Consider the following 20,085-nt stretch of genomic DNA (forward strand, 5'->3'; position numbering starts at 1 on the left):
CGGCATGCAGCAATTAATCGAATCGGTAAGCGCGCTTTCTTCCGAGAAGCGCAAAGCCTTGGCGATTCTGCTGAGTCAGAAGGGGGTCAATCTCTATGGCATCGCGCCGATTTTTTGCCGCGATGCCGATGAGCCCCTTCGGCTGTCCTATGCCCAGGAGCGTCAGTGGTTTCTCTGGAACCTAGACCCGCACAGCGCGGCCTATCACATTACCTCGGCATTGCGTCTGCGCGGCACCTTGGATATCGGCGCACTGCAGCGCAGTTTCGATACACTGATTGAGCGTCACGAAGTACTACGCACGGTGTTTGTCGAGGCGCAAGGGCAGGTGCTGCAACGCATCCTGGCGCCATACACCTTGCCTATCAAGGTACAGCCACTTTCTGATGCCGGGCAGTTGCAGACGGAGATTCAGAGCGAGATTGCCAGGGTTTTTGATTTGGGCGAAGGTCCTCTGTTACGCGCTTGCTTGTTGCAAATGGACGAACAGGATCATGTTTTGGTGCTCACTATGCACCATATCGTTTCCGATGGCTGGTCGATGCCGGTGATGGTGCAGGAACTGGTGCGCCTATACGAAGGCCATAGCCAGGGCCATACAGTGGAACTGCCGCAACTGTCGATCCAGTATGCCGACTATGCGATCTGGCAGCGCAACTGGATGGAGGCCGGTGAACTGGAGCGTCAACTGGGCTACTGGAGCGAACAACTGGGCGGCGAGCAACCGGTGTTGGCGCTACCACTCGACCGGCCGCGACCTTTGGTGCAGGACCAGGCTGGAGCCAGCGTGGAACTTGCGCTCAACGCCGAACTGGTCGCTTCCCTCAGGCAATTGGCCCAGCAACAGGGTGTGACGCTGTTCATGGTGCTGTTGGCTTCGTTTCAGGCGCTGCTGTATCGCTACTCGGGGCAGGCCGATATTCGTGTAGGGGTCCCGAATGCCAACCGTAACCGGATGGAAACGGAGCAGTTGATCGGGTTCTTCGTCAACACCCAAGTACTCAAGGCCGGGTTCGATCTGGATACGACATTCAGCGAGCTGTTGCAGCAGGTCAAGCGTACTGCAGTGGGTGCCCAGGCGCACCAGGACCTGCCTTACGAAAAACTGGTCGAAGTACTGCAGCCCGAACGTAGCCTGAGCTACAGCCCTCTTTTTCAGGTGATGTACAACCACCAGGCTGAAGCGAAAGGCAAGCGGCATGTCCTGCCAGGCCTGACTGTGGAAAGTGTTTCTGGCGATACCCGCACTGCACAGTTCGACTTGACGTTGGAGACCTTTGAATATGAAGGCAGGCTCGATGCTTCGCTGGTTTATGCGACGAGCCTGTTCGACGGCACGACCATTGAGCGTTTGGGCCGTCATTGGCAGCAGTTGCTGGCGCAGATGGTGCACCAGCCGCAGCGGCCGATTGCCGAACTGCCCTTGCTCAATGCCCAGGAACATAACCAGATCGTTAATGACTGGAACCGTACTGAAGTCAGTTACCCGACCGAATCGTGCATTCATGAGCTGATCGAGCAACAAGTGGTCAAGACCCCGGATGCCCCGGCGTTGGTGTTTGGTGAACAGTCGCTGAGCTATGCCGAACTCAACCGTCGCGCCAACCGTTTGGCGCACCGGTTGCACGGGTTGGGTGTAGGCCCGGACGTGCTGGTGGGCATTGCGGTGGAGCGCTCGATCGAGATGGTGGTGGGGCTGCTGGCGATCCTCAAGGCCGGGGGCGCCTACGTGCCGCTGGACCCTGAATACCCGCAGGAGCGCTTGGCCTACATGATCGAAGACAGCGGCGTGCAGTTGCTGCTGACGCAGGTACACCTGCATCAGCAGTTGCCTGTGCCTGAGGGCGTTGAAGTCCTGAACCTGGATCTGATCGAGGATGAGCTGAGCGCCCGCAGTGAGGCCAACCCGACCAACCAAACCCGGGTGTCGAACCTGGCTTACGTTATTTACACGTCCGGCTCGACCGGCAAGCCCAAGGGCGCAGGTAACTCGCACGCTGCACTGTTCAATCGTCTGACCTGGATGCAGAAAGCCTATGGGTTGCAGGGACACGACACCGTGTTGCAGAAGACGCCAATGAGCTTCGACGTGTCGGTGTGGGAATTCTTTTGGCCGCTGCAAACCGGGGCCCGGCTGGTCTTGGCTCAACCGGGCGAACACCGTGATCCTGAGCGTCTGATCGAAACCATCAAGCGCTACGCGGTCAGCACGTTGCACTTCGTGCCCTCGATGCTGCAGGCATTCATGGCCAGCGAACATGTGGAAGGTTGCCACACCCTGCGCCGCATCGTCTGCAGTGGTGAGGCGCTGCCGGGAGAATTGGCCCGCAAGTCGTTACGGCGCCTGCCGCAGGCCGGGGTGTTCAATTTGTATGGACCTACGGAAGCGGCAATTGACGTTACCCATTGGACCTGTAGTACGCATGAGTCTGCAGGCGTACCGATTGGCCATCCTATCGACAATCTCAAGACCCATATCCTGGCGCCCAGCCTGCTGCCGACGCCTTCGGGCTGCATGGGCGAGCTGTATCTGGGGGGCATAGGGTTGGCGCGAGGTTACCATCAGCGTCCGTCTTTGACCGCCGAGCGCTTCGTGCCCGATCCGTTCGACCAGGGGGGAGCGGGCGGTGGCCGGTTGTATCGCACCGGCGATTTGGCGTGTTATCACAACGAAGGTGTCATTCATTACTTGGGGCGTAGTGATCATCAGGTCAAAATTCGCGGCTTGCGCATTGAGCTGGGTGAGATCGAAGCCAGGCTCAAGGAACATGAGGCTATTCGCGAAGCCGTTGTGATTGATGTCGATGGGCCGGGTGGCAAGCAACTGGCGGGCTATCTGGTGACTGTTGGAACGCTCACGGAGGTCGAGCAGCAAAGCCTGCTGCGTGCCAGTTTGCGGGAGCACCTGAAGTCGACCCTGCCGGACTACATGGTGCCGTCGCACCTGTTGTTCCTGGACGCGTTGCCGCTGAGCCCCAACGGCAAACTGGACCGTAAAGCGCTGCCTCTGCCAGATGCTCGCCAGCACCAGCAGCAGTACGTGGCGCCGCAAACGGCGCCGGAGCAGCAAGTGGCGGTGATCTGGGCCGAAGTGCTGAAGGTTGATCGGGTCGGGTTGACCGACAACTTCTTCGAGTCGGGCGGGCACTCATTGCTGGCGACCCAGGTGATGTCGCGGGTGCGCCAGACGCTCAATGTCGAGCTGGGGCTACGGGTGCTGTTCGAGGCCCCGGTGCTGTCGGAGTTCGTTGCTCGTGTGGTTGCTGCAAGCGCCGGCCAGGCGTCGGTCATCGAGCGGGTGGCGCGAGATCAACCGTTGCCGCTGTCGTTTGCCCAGCAGCGGCTATGGTTTTTGTGGCAACTGGAGCCGGACAGCGCGGCCTACAACATCCCGGTGGCACTGCGTTTGAGTGGCGTGCTGGACCGTGAAGCGCTGCGCCGCAGCTTCGATGCACTGGTTGCACGTCACGAGACCCTGCGCACCACCTTGCGCCAGGACGGCGAGCAGGCGGTGCAAATCATTCACTCGATACAGACGGTACCGATTGCCGTTGAAGTGCTGGAGCCCCAAGCGGATATTCGCGCTCACGTGGAGGCTGAGATTCACCAGCCCTTCGACCTGGTCAATGGACCGCTGCTACGGGTCAGGTTGCTGCGCGTGACCGAAGACGATCACGTGCTGGTGTTGACGATGCACCACATCGTTTCCGATGGTTGGTCGATGCCGGTGATGGTGGAGGAACTGGTCAGCCTGTATGAAGGCTACCGTGACGGCCAGACAATCAGCTTGCCAGAACTGCCTGTGCAATACGCCGACTACGCGGTTTGGCAGCGTCAGTGGATGGAAGCCGGGGAGCAGCAGCGTCAACTGGCGTACTGGCAAGAACAGCTGGGTGGCGAACAGCCGGTACTGGCGTTGCCGCTGGACCGACCGCGCCCTTCGATGCAAAGCCATGCGGGTGCCAGCCTTGAGCTTGCGCTGGACACCGGGCTGCTCACGGCGCTCAAACAGGTGGCCCAGCAACAGGGTGTGACGCTGTTCATGGTGATGCTGGCTTCGTTCCAGGCGCTGCTGCATCGCTACTCGGGGCAGGCAGACATCCGTGTCGGGGTGGCCAACGCTAACCGTAACCGGATGGAAACGGAGCGTTTGATCGGCTTTTTCGTCAACACCCAGGTGCTGAAGGCCGATTTTGCACCGCACACCACGTTCAACGCATTGCTGCAACAGGTCAAGGGTGCGGCACTGGGCGCCCAGGCGCATCAGGACCTGCCGTTCGAGCAATTGGTGGAAGCCTTGCAGGTCGAACGCAGCCTGAGCCACAGCCCGTTGTTTCAGGTGATGCTCAATTATCAGAGCGAAACTCAAGGGACGGCTCGCAGCCTGCCAGGGCTGGAGGTCCAAAGGCTGGAATGGCAAGAACGCACGGCCAAGTTCGATCTGACCCTGGACCTGTTTGAAGGTCAGGATCAGGTAAGCGCCTCGTTGATCTATGCGACGGCGTTGTTTGATGTTGCGACCATCGAGCGGCTGGGTCGCCATTGGCAGCAATTGCTGGCGCAGATGGTGCACCAGCCGCAGCGGCCGATTGCCGAGCTGCCCTTGCTGGACACCGCCGAGCAGCAGCGCATGTTGGTCCAGTGGAACGACACCGCCGAGCACTACCCGTTGCACGCCAGTGTGCAGCAACTGATCGAAGCCCAGGTGGCGCGTACTCCAGAGGCGCCTGCCCTGACGTTCGGTGACACGCATTTGAGCTATGCCGAACTCAACCGTCGTGCCAACCGTTTGGCGCACCGGTTGCGCGGGTTGGGTGTAGGCCCGGACGTGCTGGTGGGCATCGCGGTGGAGCGCTCGATCGAGATGGTGGTGGGGCTGCTTGCGATCCTCAAGGCCGGGGGTGCCTACGTGCCGCTGGACCCTGAATACCCGCAGGAGCGCCTGACCTACATGATCGAAGACAGCGGCGTGCAGTTGCTGCTGACCCAGGGGCATCTGCGCTTGCCGGTGGCTGCCGGCGTGCAGACTCTGGATCTGGATCTGGAACCGGGCACGGAGGCCGAGCACAACCCGCAGGTGGCCGTGGCCCCGGAAAACCTGGCCTATGTGATTTATACCTCAGGTTCCACCGGGCGCCCGAAGGGGGCGGGCAACCGCCACTCGGCGCTGGTCAACCGGCTGTGCTGGATGCAGCAGGCCTATGGTCTGGAGGCGACCGACAGCGTGCTGCAAAAGACCCCGTTCAGCTTCGACGTGTCGGTGTGGGAGTTTTTCTGGCCGTTGCTGACCGGGGCACGCCTGGTCATGGCGGCGCCGGGCGATCACCGAGACCCTGCGCGGCTGGTCGAGCTGATCACCGGCGAGCAGATCACCACGTTGCATTTTGTGCCGTCGATGCTGCAAGCCTTCTTGCAGGACGCCGGTGTTGCGCAATGTCGCAGCCTCAAGCGCATCGTGTGCAGTGGCGAGGCGCTGCCGGCCGATGCCCAGCAGCAGGTGTTCGCCAAGCTGCCAGGTGCTGCGCTGTACAACCTGTATGGCCCGACCGAGGCGGCCATCGACGTGACGCACTGGACCTGCCGTGAGGAAGGCCGCGACAGCGTGCCGATTGGTGAGCCGATCGGCAACCTGAGCTGCTACATCCTGGACGCCGAGTTGCAGGCGGTGCCGGTGGGTGTGCTGGGCGAGCTGTACCTGGGTGGAGCCGGCCTTGCGCGCGGCTACCACCGCCGTCCGGGGCTGACGGCCGAGCGCTTTGCGGTAAGTCCGTACGGTGACGGCGAGCGCCTGTACCGCACCGGCGACCTGGCGCGTTACCGGGCGGACGGTGTAATTGAATACGCCGGTCGCATCGACCATCAGGTCAAGCTGCGCGGGCTGCGTATCGAGCTGGGCGAGATCGAGGCGCGGTTGCTGGAGCTTGAGTGGGTGCGCGAGGCGGTGGTGAGTGTGCTCGATGGCAAGCAACTGGTGGGCTATGTGGTGCTGGCCCGGGATGTTGAACAGTGGCAGGCAGCGCTGGCGCAACACCTGGGCCGTGGCCTGCCGGAGTACATGGTGCCGAGCCAGTGGCTGGCGCTGGAGCAGTTGCCGTTGTCACCCAATGGCAAGCTGGACCGCAAGGCATTGCCGCGTCCTGACCTGGACAGTCAGGTGCGTGAGTATCAGGCGCCCGCGAGCGCCACGGAAGTTGCCCTGGCCGAGATCTGGCAGGCGGTCTTGGGCAGCGGCCCGGTGGGTGTCACCGACAACTTCTTTGCCTTGGGCGGCGACTCGATCATGTCGATCCAGGTGGTCAGCCGGGCGCGGCAGGCGGGTATTCACATTACCCCGAAAGCCTTGTTCCAGCATCAGACGGTTCAGCGTCTGGCAGCCGTGGCTCAGGTCAGTGACGAGCAGGTGGTGCGTATCGACCAAGGGCCGGTGCAGGGACTTCTGCCGTTGCTGCCGGTTCAGCAGTGGTTCTTCAGTGAAGTGACGCACGATGCCCAGCACTGGAATCAGTCGGTGCTGCTGCGTCCAGCCAAGGCACTGGATTTTGCGACACTTGATGCGGCCCTGCAGGCTTTGGTGGTTCAGCATGACGCCTTGCGTCTGCGCTTCACGCACGAGCACGGACAATGGCAGGCCGAGCATGGTGAGCCAGGTGAGGTGCATGATGTGCTGTGGCAGCGCGAGGCCGCCGATGAGACTGTCTTGCTTGCGCTGTGTGAAGTGGCGCAACGCAGTCTGAGCCTGCAAGGCCCGTTGTTGCGCGCCATGCTGGTCAACATGGCTGATGGTAGCCAGCGGCTGCTGTTGGTCGTGCATCACTTGGTGATCGACGGTGTGTCGTGGCGTGTGTTGTTTGAGGACCTGCAGCGGGCTTGCGAGCAATTGAGTGCGCAGCAGCCACTGCGTTTGCCGGCCAAGACCAGTGCCTACCTTACCTGGGCCCAGCGCTTGAGCGAGTACGCTGACAGTCAGTCCATGCGCGATGAACTGGCCTGGTGGCGGATGCAACTGGCCGATGCGCCGCAGGACTTGCCGCATGCCAACCCGGGTGCAGGTCAGCAGAATCGCCATGCTCGTAGCTTGCACACACGTCTGGACAGTGAGCTGACCCGACAGTTGCTGCAACAGGCACCAGCGGCCTACCGCACTCAGGTCAATGACTTGCTGTTGACGGCCCTGGCTCGCGTGGTATGTCGCTGGAGTAACCAGGCCACCACGTTGATCCAGCTTGAAGGTCATGGCCGTGAGGAACTGTTCGACGACATTGATCTGACCCGTACTGTCGGATGGTTTACCACATTGTTCCCCCTGGCGCTGACACCCACTGTCGATCTGGCAGGCTCGATCAAGGCGGTCAAGGAGCGATTGCGCTCCATTCCTGACAAAGGCATCGGCTACGGCATTATTCGTCACTTGGGCGATGCGGGTGTACAGGCCGAGCTGGCCGCGTTGCCGACACCACGGATCACGTTTAACTACCTGGGCCAGCTCGATAGCAGTTTCGATGCCGGGCAGGGAGCATTGTTCGTGCCTGCCGTTGAGCCGCGTGGTCAAGAGCAGAGCCCAGCGGCACCGCTGGGCAACTGGCTGACGCTCAACGGTCAGGTTTATGGCGGTGAGTTGACCATTAGCTGGACCTATAGCCATGAAATGTTCGACGAGGCAATTGTCCAGGCCTTGGTCGACGACTACACCGCCGAACTCAAGACGCTGATCGGCCACTGTTGCGACCAGCAACATGCCGGTGTCACGCCTTCGGACTTCCCTCTGGCAAAACTGGACCAGGCTGCACTGGACCGGTTGCTGGATGACCCTCAAACGGTCGAAGACCTTTACCCGTTGTCACCCATGCAGCAAGGCATGCTGTTTCATAGCGTGTACGAGCAGAACAGCAGTGACTACATAAACCAGATGCGCGTGAGCGTCGAAGGCTTGCAGGTCGAGCGTTTCCGTCTGGCATGGCAGAGCGCAGCCGATGCTCAGCCGATCTTGCGCAGCCGTTTCGCCTGGGGTGGGGATCTCGAACAACCTTTGCAGATTGTGCAACGTCAGGTCGAAATACCCTTTGAGTACCTCGATTGGGGCGCCCAGAGCGATATTCCTGCGCGCCTGGACGCTCTGGCCAAAAGCGAGCGTGATCGTGTTTTTGATCTGCGCAAGGCACCGTTGCTGCGCTTGCTTGTGGTGCGCACTGGCGAGCAGCGCGTTGAACTGATCTACAGCCATCACCATATCCTCATGGATGGCTGGAGCAACTCGCAATTGCTGGGCGAGGTGCTGCAGCGTTACGCCGGGCAGGTTCCGGCTCAGACGAGCCTGTATCGTGACTATATTGACTGGTTGCAACGCCAGGATTCTGTTGTGCGTGAAACCTTCTGGCGCGAGCGTCTGGCCATATTGGAGGAGCCGACACGTCTGGCTCAAGGAGTGCAAAGCACACCTGGCAGCGGCTACGCCAGCCATGTTAGCCGACTCGACGCCGAGCGTAGCCAGCGCCTGGAGGTCTTTGCCCGTCAGCAGAAGGTTACCGTCAATACGCTGCTGCAAGCGGCCTGGCTGCTGGTTTTACAGCGTCACACCGGGCAGGCGGCAGTTGCGTTTGGTGCCACTGTGTCGGGGCGACCGACTGAGTTGGTCGGTATCGAGCATCAGGTCGGGCTGTTCATCAATACCCTGCCGGTGATTGCCGCGCCCCAACCGGCACAATCGGTGGCCGACTGGTTGCAGGAGGTCCAGGCCCTGAACGTCAGCCTGCGTGAGCATGAGCACACGCCGCTGTTCGAGATCCAGCGCTGGGCGGGGCAGGGCGGTGAAGCCCTGTTCGACAGCTTGCTGGTGTTCGAGAACTACCCCGTCGCAGAGGCTTTGGAGCGTGGTGCGCCGCAGTCGCTGCGTTTCGGCCCGGTCGATAGCCAGGAGCAGACCAACTACCCGCTGACGCTGGGCGTTAATTTGGGTGGTACTTTGCAAGTGCACTACAGCTTCATGTGCGCGCATTTCTCTGCGGCAGCCATCGCTCGTCTGGATCGCCAACTCATTGGTCTGATGGAGCAGTTCAGTCAGGACTCGGCCGTGGCCTTGGGTAATCTCGACCTGCTCGATACGGCAGAGCGGGCCGCCTTGGCAGCCGCCAACACACCCTTGCCATGGCAGGACGGCCTGCTGGTGCATCAGCGCATCACCCACCAGGCTGCCAGTCGTCCACAGGCGTCGGCGTTACTGTTTGCTGACAAGGTGGTGGATTTTGCCAGTCTGGAGTGCCAGGCCAACCGCCTGGCCCATTACCTGATTGACCAAGGGGTCGGTGCCGAGATCCGTGTCGGTGTTGCTTTGCCACGTGGGCCGCAGGTAATCGTTGCTCTGCTTGCTGTACTCAAGGCTGGCGGCGCCTATGTGCCGTTGGATGCGAGTTACCCGGCCGAACGCCTGGCTTATCTGATGGAGGACTCAGGTATTGCTCTGCTGCTCACCGACTCGACACTGCGTGGGCAGTTGCCGTTACCGGCGACGTTGAGTGCCCTTGATCTTGACCGGCTCGATCTGAGCGCGCAGCCGCAACAGGCGCCGTCGGTGAATGTCGATCCACAGAGCCTGGCTTACGTGATCTATACCTCAGGCTCTACTGGCAAACCTAAGGGGGTTTGCGTCGAACATGGCCCACTTGCCATGCACTGCGAAGCCATTGGTCAGCGCTACGCGATGAGTGTGGACGATTGCGAGCTGCATTTCATGTCCTTTGCCTTCGACGGCGCCCATGAGCGCTGGCTCACCGCGCTGACCCATGGCAGCCGCTTGCTGTTACGTGACGATAGCCTGTGGGACCCGGCCCAGACCTGCCTGCGCATGCGCCAGCACGGCGTGACGGTGGCGGCTTTCCCGCCTGCTTACCTGCTGCAGATGGCCGAGCATGTGGAGCGTCATGGTCAGGCGCCACAGGTGAGGATCTATTGCTTTGGTGGCGATGCGGTGCCCAACGACAGTTATGAGCGGGTCCGCCGCGCGCTGTCGCCTGAGTACATCATCAATGGCTATGGGCCGACCGAGACAGTGGTCACGCCATTGATCTGGAAGGCCGATCGTAATACCGGCTGTGGCGCTGCCTACGCTCCAATTGGTACGCGTATTGGTGATCGACGTACCTGCGTTCTGGCGGCAGACCTTAGCTTGTTGCCGCCAGACTTGACGGGCGAGTTGTACTTGGGGGGCTATGGCTTGGGGCGTGGATATCTTGACCGCCCCGGCATGACAGCCGAGCGTTTTGTACCTGATCCGCATGGCGAACCGGGCGCGCGCCTTTACCGCAGTGGCGACCTTGTGCGCGAGCGCAGCGATGGCGTGTTCGATTATCAGGGCCGGGTAGACAACCAGGTCAAGATCCGCGGCTTTCGTGTCGAGTTGGGTGAAATCGAGGCTCGGCTGCTGGCGCTGGACAGTGTTCGTGATGCTGCTGTGGTCGCTCGACCGGGGCCGAGCGGCCAGCAATTGGTTGGCTACGTGGTGGCCATGCAACCTGCGCTGGCCGATGACACCTGGCGCGATTCGCTCAAAGCTGGGCTGCGCCAGGTACTGCCTGACTACATGATTCCAGCCCATGTGTTATTGCTTGAGCGTATGCCATTGACCCCCAATGGCAAGCTCGACCGCAAGGCCCTGCCTTGCGTGGATGCAAGTCTGTTGCAACGTGAATATCTAGCGCCGCGCAGTGAACTCGAACAGCAGGTGGCCGCGATCTGGGCACAGGTTCTGGGGCTGGAGCGGGTGGGCCTGAATGACAACTTTTTCGAACTGGGCGGGCATTCGCTGCTGGTGATCAATATCGTGTCACGCATTCAACTTGAGCTGGGACTTCAACTGGTTCCGCAACTGCTGTTCCAGTATCCGGAACTCGGAACTCTGGTAGCACAACTGCAGCAAAGTGCAGGCGAACAGATCAAGGATTCTACCTTGAGCCGCCTTGAAAGCCTGCTTGATGACATGGAGGCGCTGTGATGGACAGCACTGTTGCCGCAAGAATTGCCCGTCGCTTCATTACCCTGCCGCTGGACAAGCGTGCCTTGTACCTGGAAAAGATGCTTGCCGAAGGCGTGTCACCGGCCAACCTGCCGATTCCGCAAGTGCAATCGGAGTTCGAGCAACTACCGCTGTCGTTTGCTCAGGAGCGCCAGTGGTTTCTCTGGCAACTGGAACCGCATAGCAGCGCCTACCACATCCCCATGGCTTTGCACCTGCGCGGTCGTCTGGATCATGAGGCGTTGCAAAAAACCTTCGATGCACTGATCCAAAGGCACCAGACCTTGCGTACGCGCTTTGTCTTCGAGCAAGACCGGCCGCTGCAAGTTATCGAGCCGGCCATGTCCCTGAAGGTTACTCAGCAGTGGGTCGGGGCACTGGAACCTGCGCAATTGCAGGAGCGAGTCCGGGAGCAGACCCGCAAGACCTTCGATCTGGCCAGCGGCCCTTTACTGCGTGTGCATCTGCTGGAACTGGCGGCCGATGATCATGTGCTGGTGCTGACGATGCACCATATCGTTTCCGATGGCGTGTCGATGCAGGTGATGGTCGGCGAACTGATGACTTTCTACGCAGGCTTCAGTGGTGGCGAGATCCCCGTGCTGCAAGACCTGCCGATCCAGTATGCCGACTATGCCTTGTGGCAGCGTCACTGGATGGAAGCCGGGGAGCGCGACCGCCAACTCGCTTACTGGACGCAGCGCCTCGGAACACAGCAGCCGGTGCTTGAGCTGCCTCAGGACCGTTCGCGTCCTGCCGAGCCAAGTTATCGTGGTGCACGCCATGTCGTGGATTTGCCTGCCTCGCTTGGCCAGGCGTTGGTCAGCCTGGCGCGGGCTGAGGGGGCAACCCTGTTCATGGTCCTGCTGGCTGCACTTCATGCATTGTTGTACCGCTATAGCGGGCAAGGCGATGTCCGTATCGGCGTACCCAGTGCCAACCGTAACCGGGTCGAAACCGAAGGGTTGATCGGCTACTTCGTCAACACTCAAGTGATTCGCGCCCACGTGAGTGGTGAGCAGATGTTCATCGACCTGCTGCGTCAGGTTCGTCAGCATGCGCTCGACGCCCAGGACTATCAGGAGCTGCCCTTCGAACAATTGGTTGAATCGCTGGCGCCGGAGCGTACCTTGGGGCTGAACCCGTTGTTCCAGGTAATGTTCAATCATCACGCTGGCGGTCCAACAACAACCCGTGACGCTACTCAGGGTGAGTTGCTGATCACCGGGGTAGAGGGTGTCACTGATGTGGCGCAACTTGACCTGACTCTGGAAACTCGCGAGTTGCCTCAGGGGCTTGAAGCATCTTTTATTTATGCGACTGACCTGTTCGATGCTTCGAGCATCGAGCGAATGGCCGCACACTTCGTCAATTTGTTGCAGGGTATTGTTAGTCGGCCGCAGCAGAGTATTGCCGAGCTGCCCTTGCTGGACACCACCGAGCAGCAGCGCATGTTGGTCCAGTGGAACGACACCGCCGAGCACTACCCGTTGCACGCCAGTGTGCAGCAACTGATCGAAGCCCAGGTGGCGCGTACTCCAGAGGCGCCTGCCCTGACGTTCGGTGACACGCATTTGAGCTATGCCGAACTCAACCGTCGTGCCAACCGTTTGGCGCACCGGTTGCGCGGGTTGGGTGTAGGCCCGGACGTGCTGGTGGGCATCGCGGTGGAGCGCTCGATCGAGATGGTGGTGGGGCTGCTTGCGATCCTCAAGGCCGGGGGTGCCTACGTGCCGCTGGACCCTGAATACCCGCAGGAGCGCCTGACCTACATGATCGAAGACAGCGGCGTGCAGTTGCTGCTGACCCAGGGGCATCTGCGCTTGCCGGTGGCTGCCGGCGTGCAGACTCTGGATCTGGATCTGGAACCGGGCACGGAGGCCGAGCACAACCCGCAGGTGGCCGTGGCCCCGGAAAACCTGGCCTATGTGATTTATACCTCAGGTTCCACCGGGCGCCCGAAGGGGGCGGGCAACCGCCACTCGGCGCTGGTCAACCGGCTGTGCTGGATGCAGCAGGCCTATGGTCTGGAGGCGACCGACAGCGTGCTGCAAAAGACCCCGTTCAGCTTCGACGTGTCGGTGTGGGAGTTTTTCTGGCCGTTGCTGACCGGGGCACGCCTGGTCATGGCGGCGCCGGGCGATCACCGAGACCCTGCGCGGCTGGTCGAGCTGATCACCGGCGAGCAGATCACCACGTTGCATTTTGTGCCGTCGATGCTGCAAGCCTTCTTGCAGGACGCCGGTGTTGCGCAATGTCGCAGCCTCAAGCGCATCGTGTGCAGTGGCGAGGCGCTGCCGGCCGATGCCCAGCAGCAGGTGTTCGCCAAGCTGCCAGGTGCTGCGCTGTACAACCTGTATGGCCCGACCGAGGCGGCCATCGACGTGACGCACTGGACCTGCCGTGAGGAAGGCCGCGACAGCGTGCCGATTGGTGAGCCGATCGGCAACCTGAGCTGCTACATCCTGGACGCCGAGTTGCAGGCGGTGCCGGTGGGTGTGCTGGGCGAGCTGTACCTGGGTGGAGCCGGCCTTGCGCGCGGCTACCACCGCCGTCCGGGGCTGACGGCCGAGCGCTTTGCGGTAAGTCCGTACGGTGACGGCGAGCGCCTGTACCGCACCGGCGACCTGGCGCGTTACCGGGCGGACGGTGTAATTGAATACGCCGGTCGCATCGACCATCAGGTCAAGCTGCGCGGGCTGCGTATCGAGCTGGGCGAGATCGAGGCGCGGTTGCTGGAGCTTGAGTGGGTGCGCGAGGCGGTGGTGAGTGTGCTCGATGGCAAGCAACTGGTGGGCTATGTGGTGCTGGCCCGGGATGTTGAACAGTGGCAGGCAGCGCTGGCGCAACACCTGGGCCGTGGCCTGCCGGAGTACATGGTGCCGAGCCAGTGGCTGGCGCTGGAGCAGTTGCCGTTGTCACCCAATGGCAAGCTGGCCCGCAAGGCATTACCGCGCCCTGATCTGGACAGTCAGGTGCGTGAGTATCAGGCGCCCGCGAGCGCCACGGAAGTTGCCCTGGCCGAGATCTGGCAGGCGGTCTTGGGCAGCGGCCCGGTGGGTGTCACCGACAACTTCTTTGCCTTGGGCGGCGACTCGATCATGTCGATCCAGGTGGTCAGCCGGGCGCGGCAGGCGGGTATTCACATTACCCCGAAAGCCTTGTTCCAGCATCAGACGGTTCAGCGTCTGGCAGCCGTGGCTCAGGTCGGCGACGAGCAGGTGGTGCGTATCGACCAGGGGCCGGTGCAGGGTCTTCTGCCGTTGCTGCCGGTTCAGCAGTGGTTCTTCAGCGAAGTGACGCACGATGCCCAGCACTGGAGCCATTCACGGTTGCTGCGCAGCAATGAAGCGGTGGATGCCAGTGCACTGGAGCAGGCGCTGTTGGCGCTGTTCGTTCACCATGACGCGTTGCGCCTGCGTTTTACCGAGGGCCGTGCCGAACACGGTCCGCTGCAACCGTCCCAGCCATTGCTGTGGCGCACGGAGGTGCAGGGCAGCGAAGAGATCGAGGCGACCTGCGAAGAGGCCCAGCGCAGTCTGGACCTGGCACACGGCCCGCTGCTGCGCGCGGTGCTGATTGACCTGGCCGACGCTTCGCAGCGCCTGTTGCTGGTGATCCATCACCTGGTAGTCGATGGCGTGTCCTGGCGGGTGCTGCTGCAAGATTTGCAAGACGCTTATCGCCAGGCATTGGCCGGAAAGACACCGCAGTTGCCTGTCAAAACCAGCGCCTTCAAGGCCTGGGGCGAACGCCTGCAGCAATACGCTGTGGGCCTTGATGGCGAGCTGCCCTACTGGCAGTGTCAGCTTGAGGGTGCCCCGGTGGGCCTGCCGGATGCTCAGGTGGGCGCCAGCTTGCAGAACCGTCACCGTGAAAGCGTTCAGGTGCGGCTCAATGCCGATCTGACTCAGCGCTTGTTGCAACAGGCGCCGGCGGCTTACCGCACCCAGGTCAACGACTTGCTGCTGACGGCCCTGGCCGGTGTGGTGTGCCGCTGGAGTGGTGCCGACTCGGCACTGGTCGAGCTGCAAGGAGATGGCCGTGAACACATGTTCGACGACATTGATCTGAGCCGGACTGTTGGCCAGTTTTCCCTTCGTTATCCGTTACGCCTGACCCCGGCTGCTGAACTGGGCGCCTCGATCAAACAGGTCAAGGAACAACTGCGCAGCGTGCCGCACAAAGGGCTTGGGTTTGGTGTGCTGCGTTATCTGGCAAGCGAAGCCAGCGGCCAGGCGTTGGCGCAGTTGCCGGTACCGCGCATCACCTTCAACTATCTGGGTCAATTGGACGCAGAGTTCGAGCAAGGGGCGTTGTTCGAGCCTGCGCAGGAAAGTGCAGGTGAGGAGCAGAGCCGCCTGGCGCCACTGGGTAACTGGCTGGTGTTCAACGGCCAGGTGTACGGCGGTGAGCTGAGCATGGACATCAGCTACAGCGGGCAGATGTTTGCGCGCTCGGTCATGGAGGATCTGGCCTGCGATTATGCCGCGCAACTGACGGCGCTGATCGAGCATTGCCAGGCGCCGCAAGGTTTCACCCCGTCGGACTTTGCGCTGGCGGGCCTGAGCCAGGCGCAGCTGGACGCCTTGCCCGTGCCGGTGGAGCAGGTGCAAGACATTTACCCGTTGTCGCCCATGCAGCAGGGCATGCTGTTCCATACCCTGTCCGACGACGGTGACGATCTTTATGTCAACCAGCTCAACTTGTCGGTCGAGGGGCTCGACGAAGCACGATTCCGTGCGGCTTGGCAGCACGCGGTCGCTCGTCACCAGATCCTGCGCACCTCGTTTCATTTTGACGGAGGGCAAAGTGCTCCGTTTCAAGTAGTACACCGTGATGTCGAGGTCGATATCAACGTGCTCGACTGGCGCGCACGTGCTTTTACGGCCGATGATCTTGAGGCCATCGCCCGCCAGAGCCTTGATCTTGGTTTTGATCTGCAGCAGATGCCGTTGCAGCGCCTGTTGCTGGTGCGTACCGGCGATGATGCGCATCAGATGATCTGGACCAGTCACCATATTCTCATGGATGGCTGGAGCACTTCACAGCTGTTCGGTGAAGTGCTTGAGCACTATGCCAATGGTGAAGTAACAGGCCAGGCAGGTCGCTACAGAGACTTTATTGCCTGGTTGCAGGCTCAGGATCAGAACCGTTTGCAGGATTACTGGCAGGGCCGGCTGCGTCTGCTTGATGCGCCGACGCACTTGAACCAGGCCGTCCATCCACGACACAGTACGGACATGCATGGTCACCAGGCGCTTTACACCCGCTGGGATGCCGAGCGCACTAGTGCCTTGCAACAGCATTGCCGGGCTCAAGGCATCACTGCCAACACGCTTATACAGGGCGCCTGGCTGCTGGTGCTGCAACGTTACACCGGCCAGAACAGTGTCGCTTTCGGCGCCACCGTGGCGGGGCGCCCCGAGAACTTGCCCAATGCGCAGAACATGCTTGGGCTGTTCATCAACACCTTGCCTGTTATCCAAGTGCTGGACCCGAGCCAACGCCTGGACCAGTGGCTGCAGCAACTGCAGGCGGATAACCTCGACCTGCGAGAGTACGCTCATGCACCGTTGGCCGATATCCAGCGCTGGTCAGGGCACGGGGGGCAAGGCCTGTTCGACAGCATCATCGTCTTTGAGAACTACCCGATCGACCAGCGCCTGGAACAGGCCCAAGGGGGGTTACGTTTCGGTGCCTCGGACAGCCATGGTGTTACCAACTTCCCAATGGACCTGGCGGTCAACCTGAGCGAAACGCTATCGATCGAGTACATGTTTTTGCGCAGCCACTTCTCCTGTGAGGCCGTGGAAGGCATTCGCATGCTGATGGAGAACCTCCTGCAATCGATGATCGACAGCAGTGCCGAGTACATCGGTAATTTGCAGCGGCTCAGCACCGCGCAACACCAGGCACTGAATCTTTGGAGCGCAGCGCCGCAAGAGGCGTATCAGCCGGTGATGCTGCCCGAGTTGATCGCCCACCAGGCCGCTGAGCGGCCTGACGCCATCGCCGCAGAGTGTGCCGGGCAGACCCTCTCTTATGGTGTGCTGCAAACTCGCGCCAACCAACTGGCGCAGCAACTTGTTGCCCGCGGGGTTGGCCCGGAAGTGGTCGTGGGCGTTGCGTTGGAGCGCTCGGTGGATATCCTGGTGGCGTTACTGGCGGTGTTGAAAAGCGGCGCGGCCTATGTACCCCTGGACCTGGACTATCCGGCTGAGCGCCTGGCCTTCATGATTCAAGACTCCGGCATGCGTCAATTGATAGGCCGTGCTGATCTTGGCCGGTATCTGGACTTGCCCACCGGTCTTGAACTACTCGATCCGGCGGCGGGGGAATCAACGGTGCAGGTTCAGGTTCCAATGCCTGAAATCGGCGAACACAGCCTGGCCTACCTGATCTATACCTCCGGTTCGACCGGTGTCCCCAAGGGCGTGGCGGTCAGCCACGGGCCATTGAGCATGCACTGCCAGGCCATCGCCAGGCTGTACGAGATGGACGTCGGTACTCGGGAACTGCACTTCATGTCGTTCGCGTTCGACGGTGCCCATGAACGCTGGCTGACGACCCTGTCGGTAGGGGGAACGTTGATCTTGCGCGATAACGAGTTGTGGACTGCGCAGCAGACCTGCGACGCGTTGAGCCGTAGTCGCATCGATATTGCCTGTTTTCCTCCGGCCTATCTCAAACAGGTGGCCGAGTATGTGCGCAGCAGTGGGGTTCAGGCTCCAGCGGTACGCATCTATTGTCTGGGCGGCGATGCGGTCCCGGAGCAGACCTTGGCCGATGTGCGTCAGGTGTTACGCCCGCAGTACATCACCAATGGATATGGGCCTACCGAAACTGTGGTCACACCGATGCTGTGGAAAGCGTCGGCCCAAGAGCTCTGTGGTGCTCCCTATGCGCCTATTGGACGAGTCGTAGGGCAGCGTTCGCTGCGGGTGCTCGATGATGATCTCAATGCGTTGCCTGCCGGTTTCGCCGGACAGTTGTTCATTGGTGGGCAGGGCGTCGCGCGTGGCTACCACCAGCGGCCGTCGATCACCGCAGAGCGCTTCGTACCTGATTCATTTGGCGAGCCCGGGGCGCGCTGCTATCGCTCTGGTGACTTGGTGCGTCTGCGAGACAGCGGTGTACTCGATTATGTGGGGCGCGAGGACCATCAGATCAAGGTCCGGGGCTTCCGTATCGAACTGGGAGAGATTGAAGCATGCCTGCGCCAGCAAGCGCAGGTGTTCGATGCCGTGGTCATCGCCCGCGATGGGGTGTCTGGCAAACAGTTGGTGGGTTATGTGGCCGCCGGCGAGGGTGTGCGCGGCGAGTCGCTCAAGTCGGCACTCGCCGAGAGCCTGCCGGCCTATATGGTGCCGGTACAGGTCATTTGTCTGACGCGTCTGCCGGTCACGCCCAATGGCAAGATTGATCGCAATGCCTTGCCGGAGCCGAGCTTCGATACGGCGGCTTACATAGCACCACGCAATCAGGACGAGCAATGGATGGCGCAGATCTGGGCCGAGGTGCTGCAGGTCGAACAGGTGGGAATCACCGACAATTTCTTCGAACTCGGTGGTGATTCGATCCTCAGCCTGCAAGTGATTTCGCGGGTGCGCAACCATGCGCAGTTGGCGCTGGAACTCAAGCTGCGCGATCTGATGCGTTGGCAGACCATCGGTAATCTGTTTGACCACCAGGGTGTGTCGCCGGTCAGCACTGTGATTGAGGCGGTGAAGCTGGCCGAAGGCGCCTTCGCGCTGATTCCGATTCAGGAATGGTTCTTCGACTGGCAAACCGAATCGCGGACGCATTTCAATCAGGCTTTGTTGTTGCGTGCCAGTCAAGCGCTGGATGCAGACGCTTTGCGGCGAACGCTTGACTGCATCCTGGCACGACATGATGCCCTGCGTCTGCGCTTTTCCCAGGAAAACGGGCGCTGGATTCAGCGTTATCAGCCACTGGAAGAATGCCAGCAGCAGCTTGAGGCAGATCCACATCTGTGGGTGCGAGAGGTGGTCGATGAAGACGCGCTGGAGGCGTTAGCCAATCAATTGCAGCGCAGTCTTGATCTGCAACACGGACCCTTGATGCGGGGCCTGCTGGCGACATTGGGCAATGGTGAGGTCCGCCTGCTGCTGGTGATTCACCACTTGGTGGTCGATGGGGTGTCTTGGCGGGTCTTGCTGCAGGATTTGCAGCAGGCCTATGAAGCTTTTGCCGGACAGCGCGAACCGGATTTGCCACAGCGTACCAGCAGCTTCGGCGAGTGGGCCGCGAGCCTTGCAGGAATTGCCCCTGCCATCCGGGCACGTGAACTTGACTACTGGGTAGGCCAACTCCAAGGTCAGGACAAGGCGCTGCGCTGTGACAACCCTCGTGGTGGCAACCTGATGTGCCATGCCGCAGAGGTCAAGATCAGCCTCGATCAGACATTGACGGCGCAACTGCTCAAAGAGGCCCCCGCCGCCTACCAGACGCAGATCAATGACCTGCTTCTGACCGCATTGGGCCGGGCTTTGTGCCAGTGGGGATCGATGTCTTCGGCGTTGGTGCTACTTGAAGGGCACGGTCGCGAAGACCTGTTCGAAACGCTGGACCTGAGTCGTACTCTGGGCTGGTTCACCAGTATGTTTCCGGTGTGTTTGACCCCGGCAGCAGGTCTTGGTGAGTCGATTGTGGCGATTCGTGAACAACTGGCGCAGGTGCCGAACAAAGGCATTGGCTACGGGGTGCTGCGCTACATGGACGAACCGGCAGTACAAGCACGCCTGGCTGCGTTGGCGCAGGCTCAGGTGACGTTCAACTATCTGGGGCAATTCGATCAAAGTTTCGACAAGCATCAGGGGCTGTTCATGCCTGCGCCGGAAAGTGTCGGTGAAACTTACTCCTCACAGGCCAGGCTGGGTAACGGGCTGGAGGTGGTTGGCCAAGTCTTTGATGGCAGGCTGTCGCTGCGATGCCTGTACAGCAACCGCCGGTTTCGCGAGCAGACGGTGGTCGAGCTGATGAGTCAGTTCCAGAGCCAGTTGCAACTGTTGATCGAGCACTGCCTTCAAGTGCAAGCCGACTGATCCTTTCATTCA

At 61.1% G+C, this 20,085-nt stretch carries 2 protein-coding genes; both read left to right on the forward strand.

Annotated elements, in window-relative coordinates:
- The first annotated feature begins 4 nt into the window (after positions 1-4).
- The gene (locus NJC40_RS10675) at positions 5-10,984 is read left to right on the forward strand and encodes a non-ribosomal peptide synthase/polyketide synthase (protein WP_492180524.1); all 10,980 of its coding nucleotides are present in this window, start codon (positions 5-7) and stop codon (positions 10,982-10,984) included.
- Positions 10,984-20,073: an amino acid adenylation domain-containing protein gene (locus NJC40_RS10680; RefSeq protein ID WP_492180525.1), complete on the forward strand. Its 9,090-nt coding sequence runs from the start codon at positions 10,984-10,986 to the stop codon at positions 20,071-20,073. Before NJC40_RS10675 ends, NJC40_RS10680 begins: the two co-directional genes overlap by 1 nt.
- Positions 20,074-20,085 lie beyond the last annotated feature (12 nt).

It is taken from the genome of Pseudomonas sp. 21LCFQ02 (assembly GCF_024129895.2).
Classification (GTDB): Bacteria; Pseudomonadota; Gammaproteobacteria; order Pseudomonadales; family Pseudomonadaceae; genus Aquipseudomonas.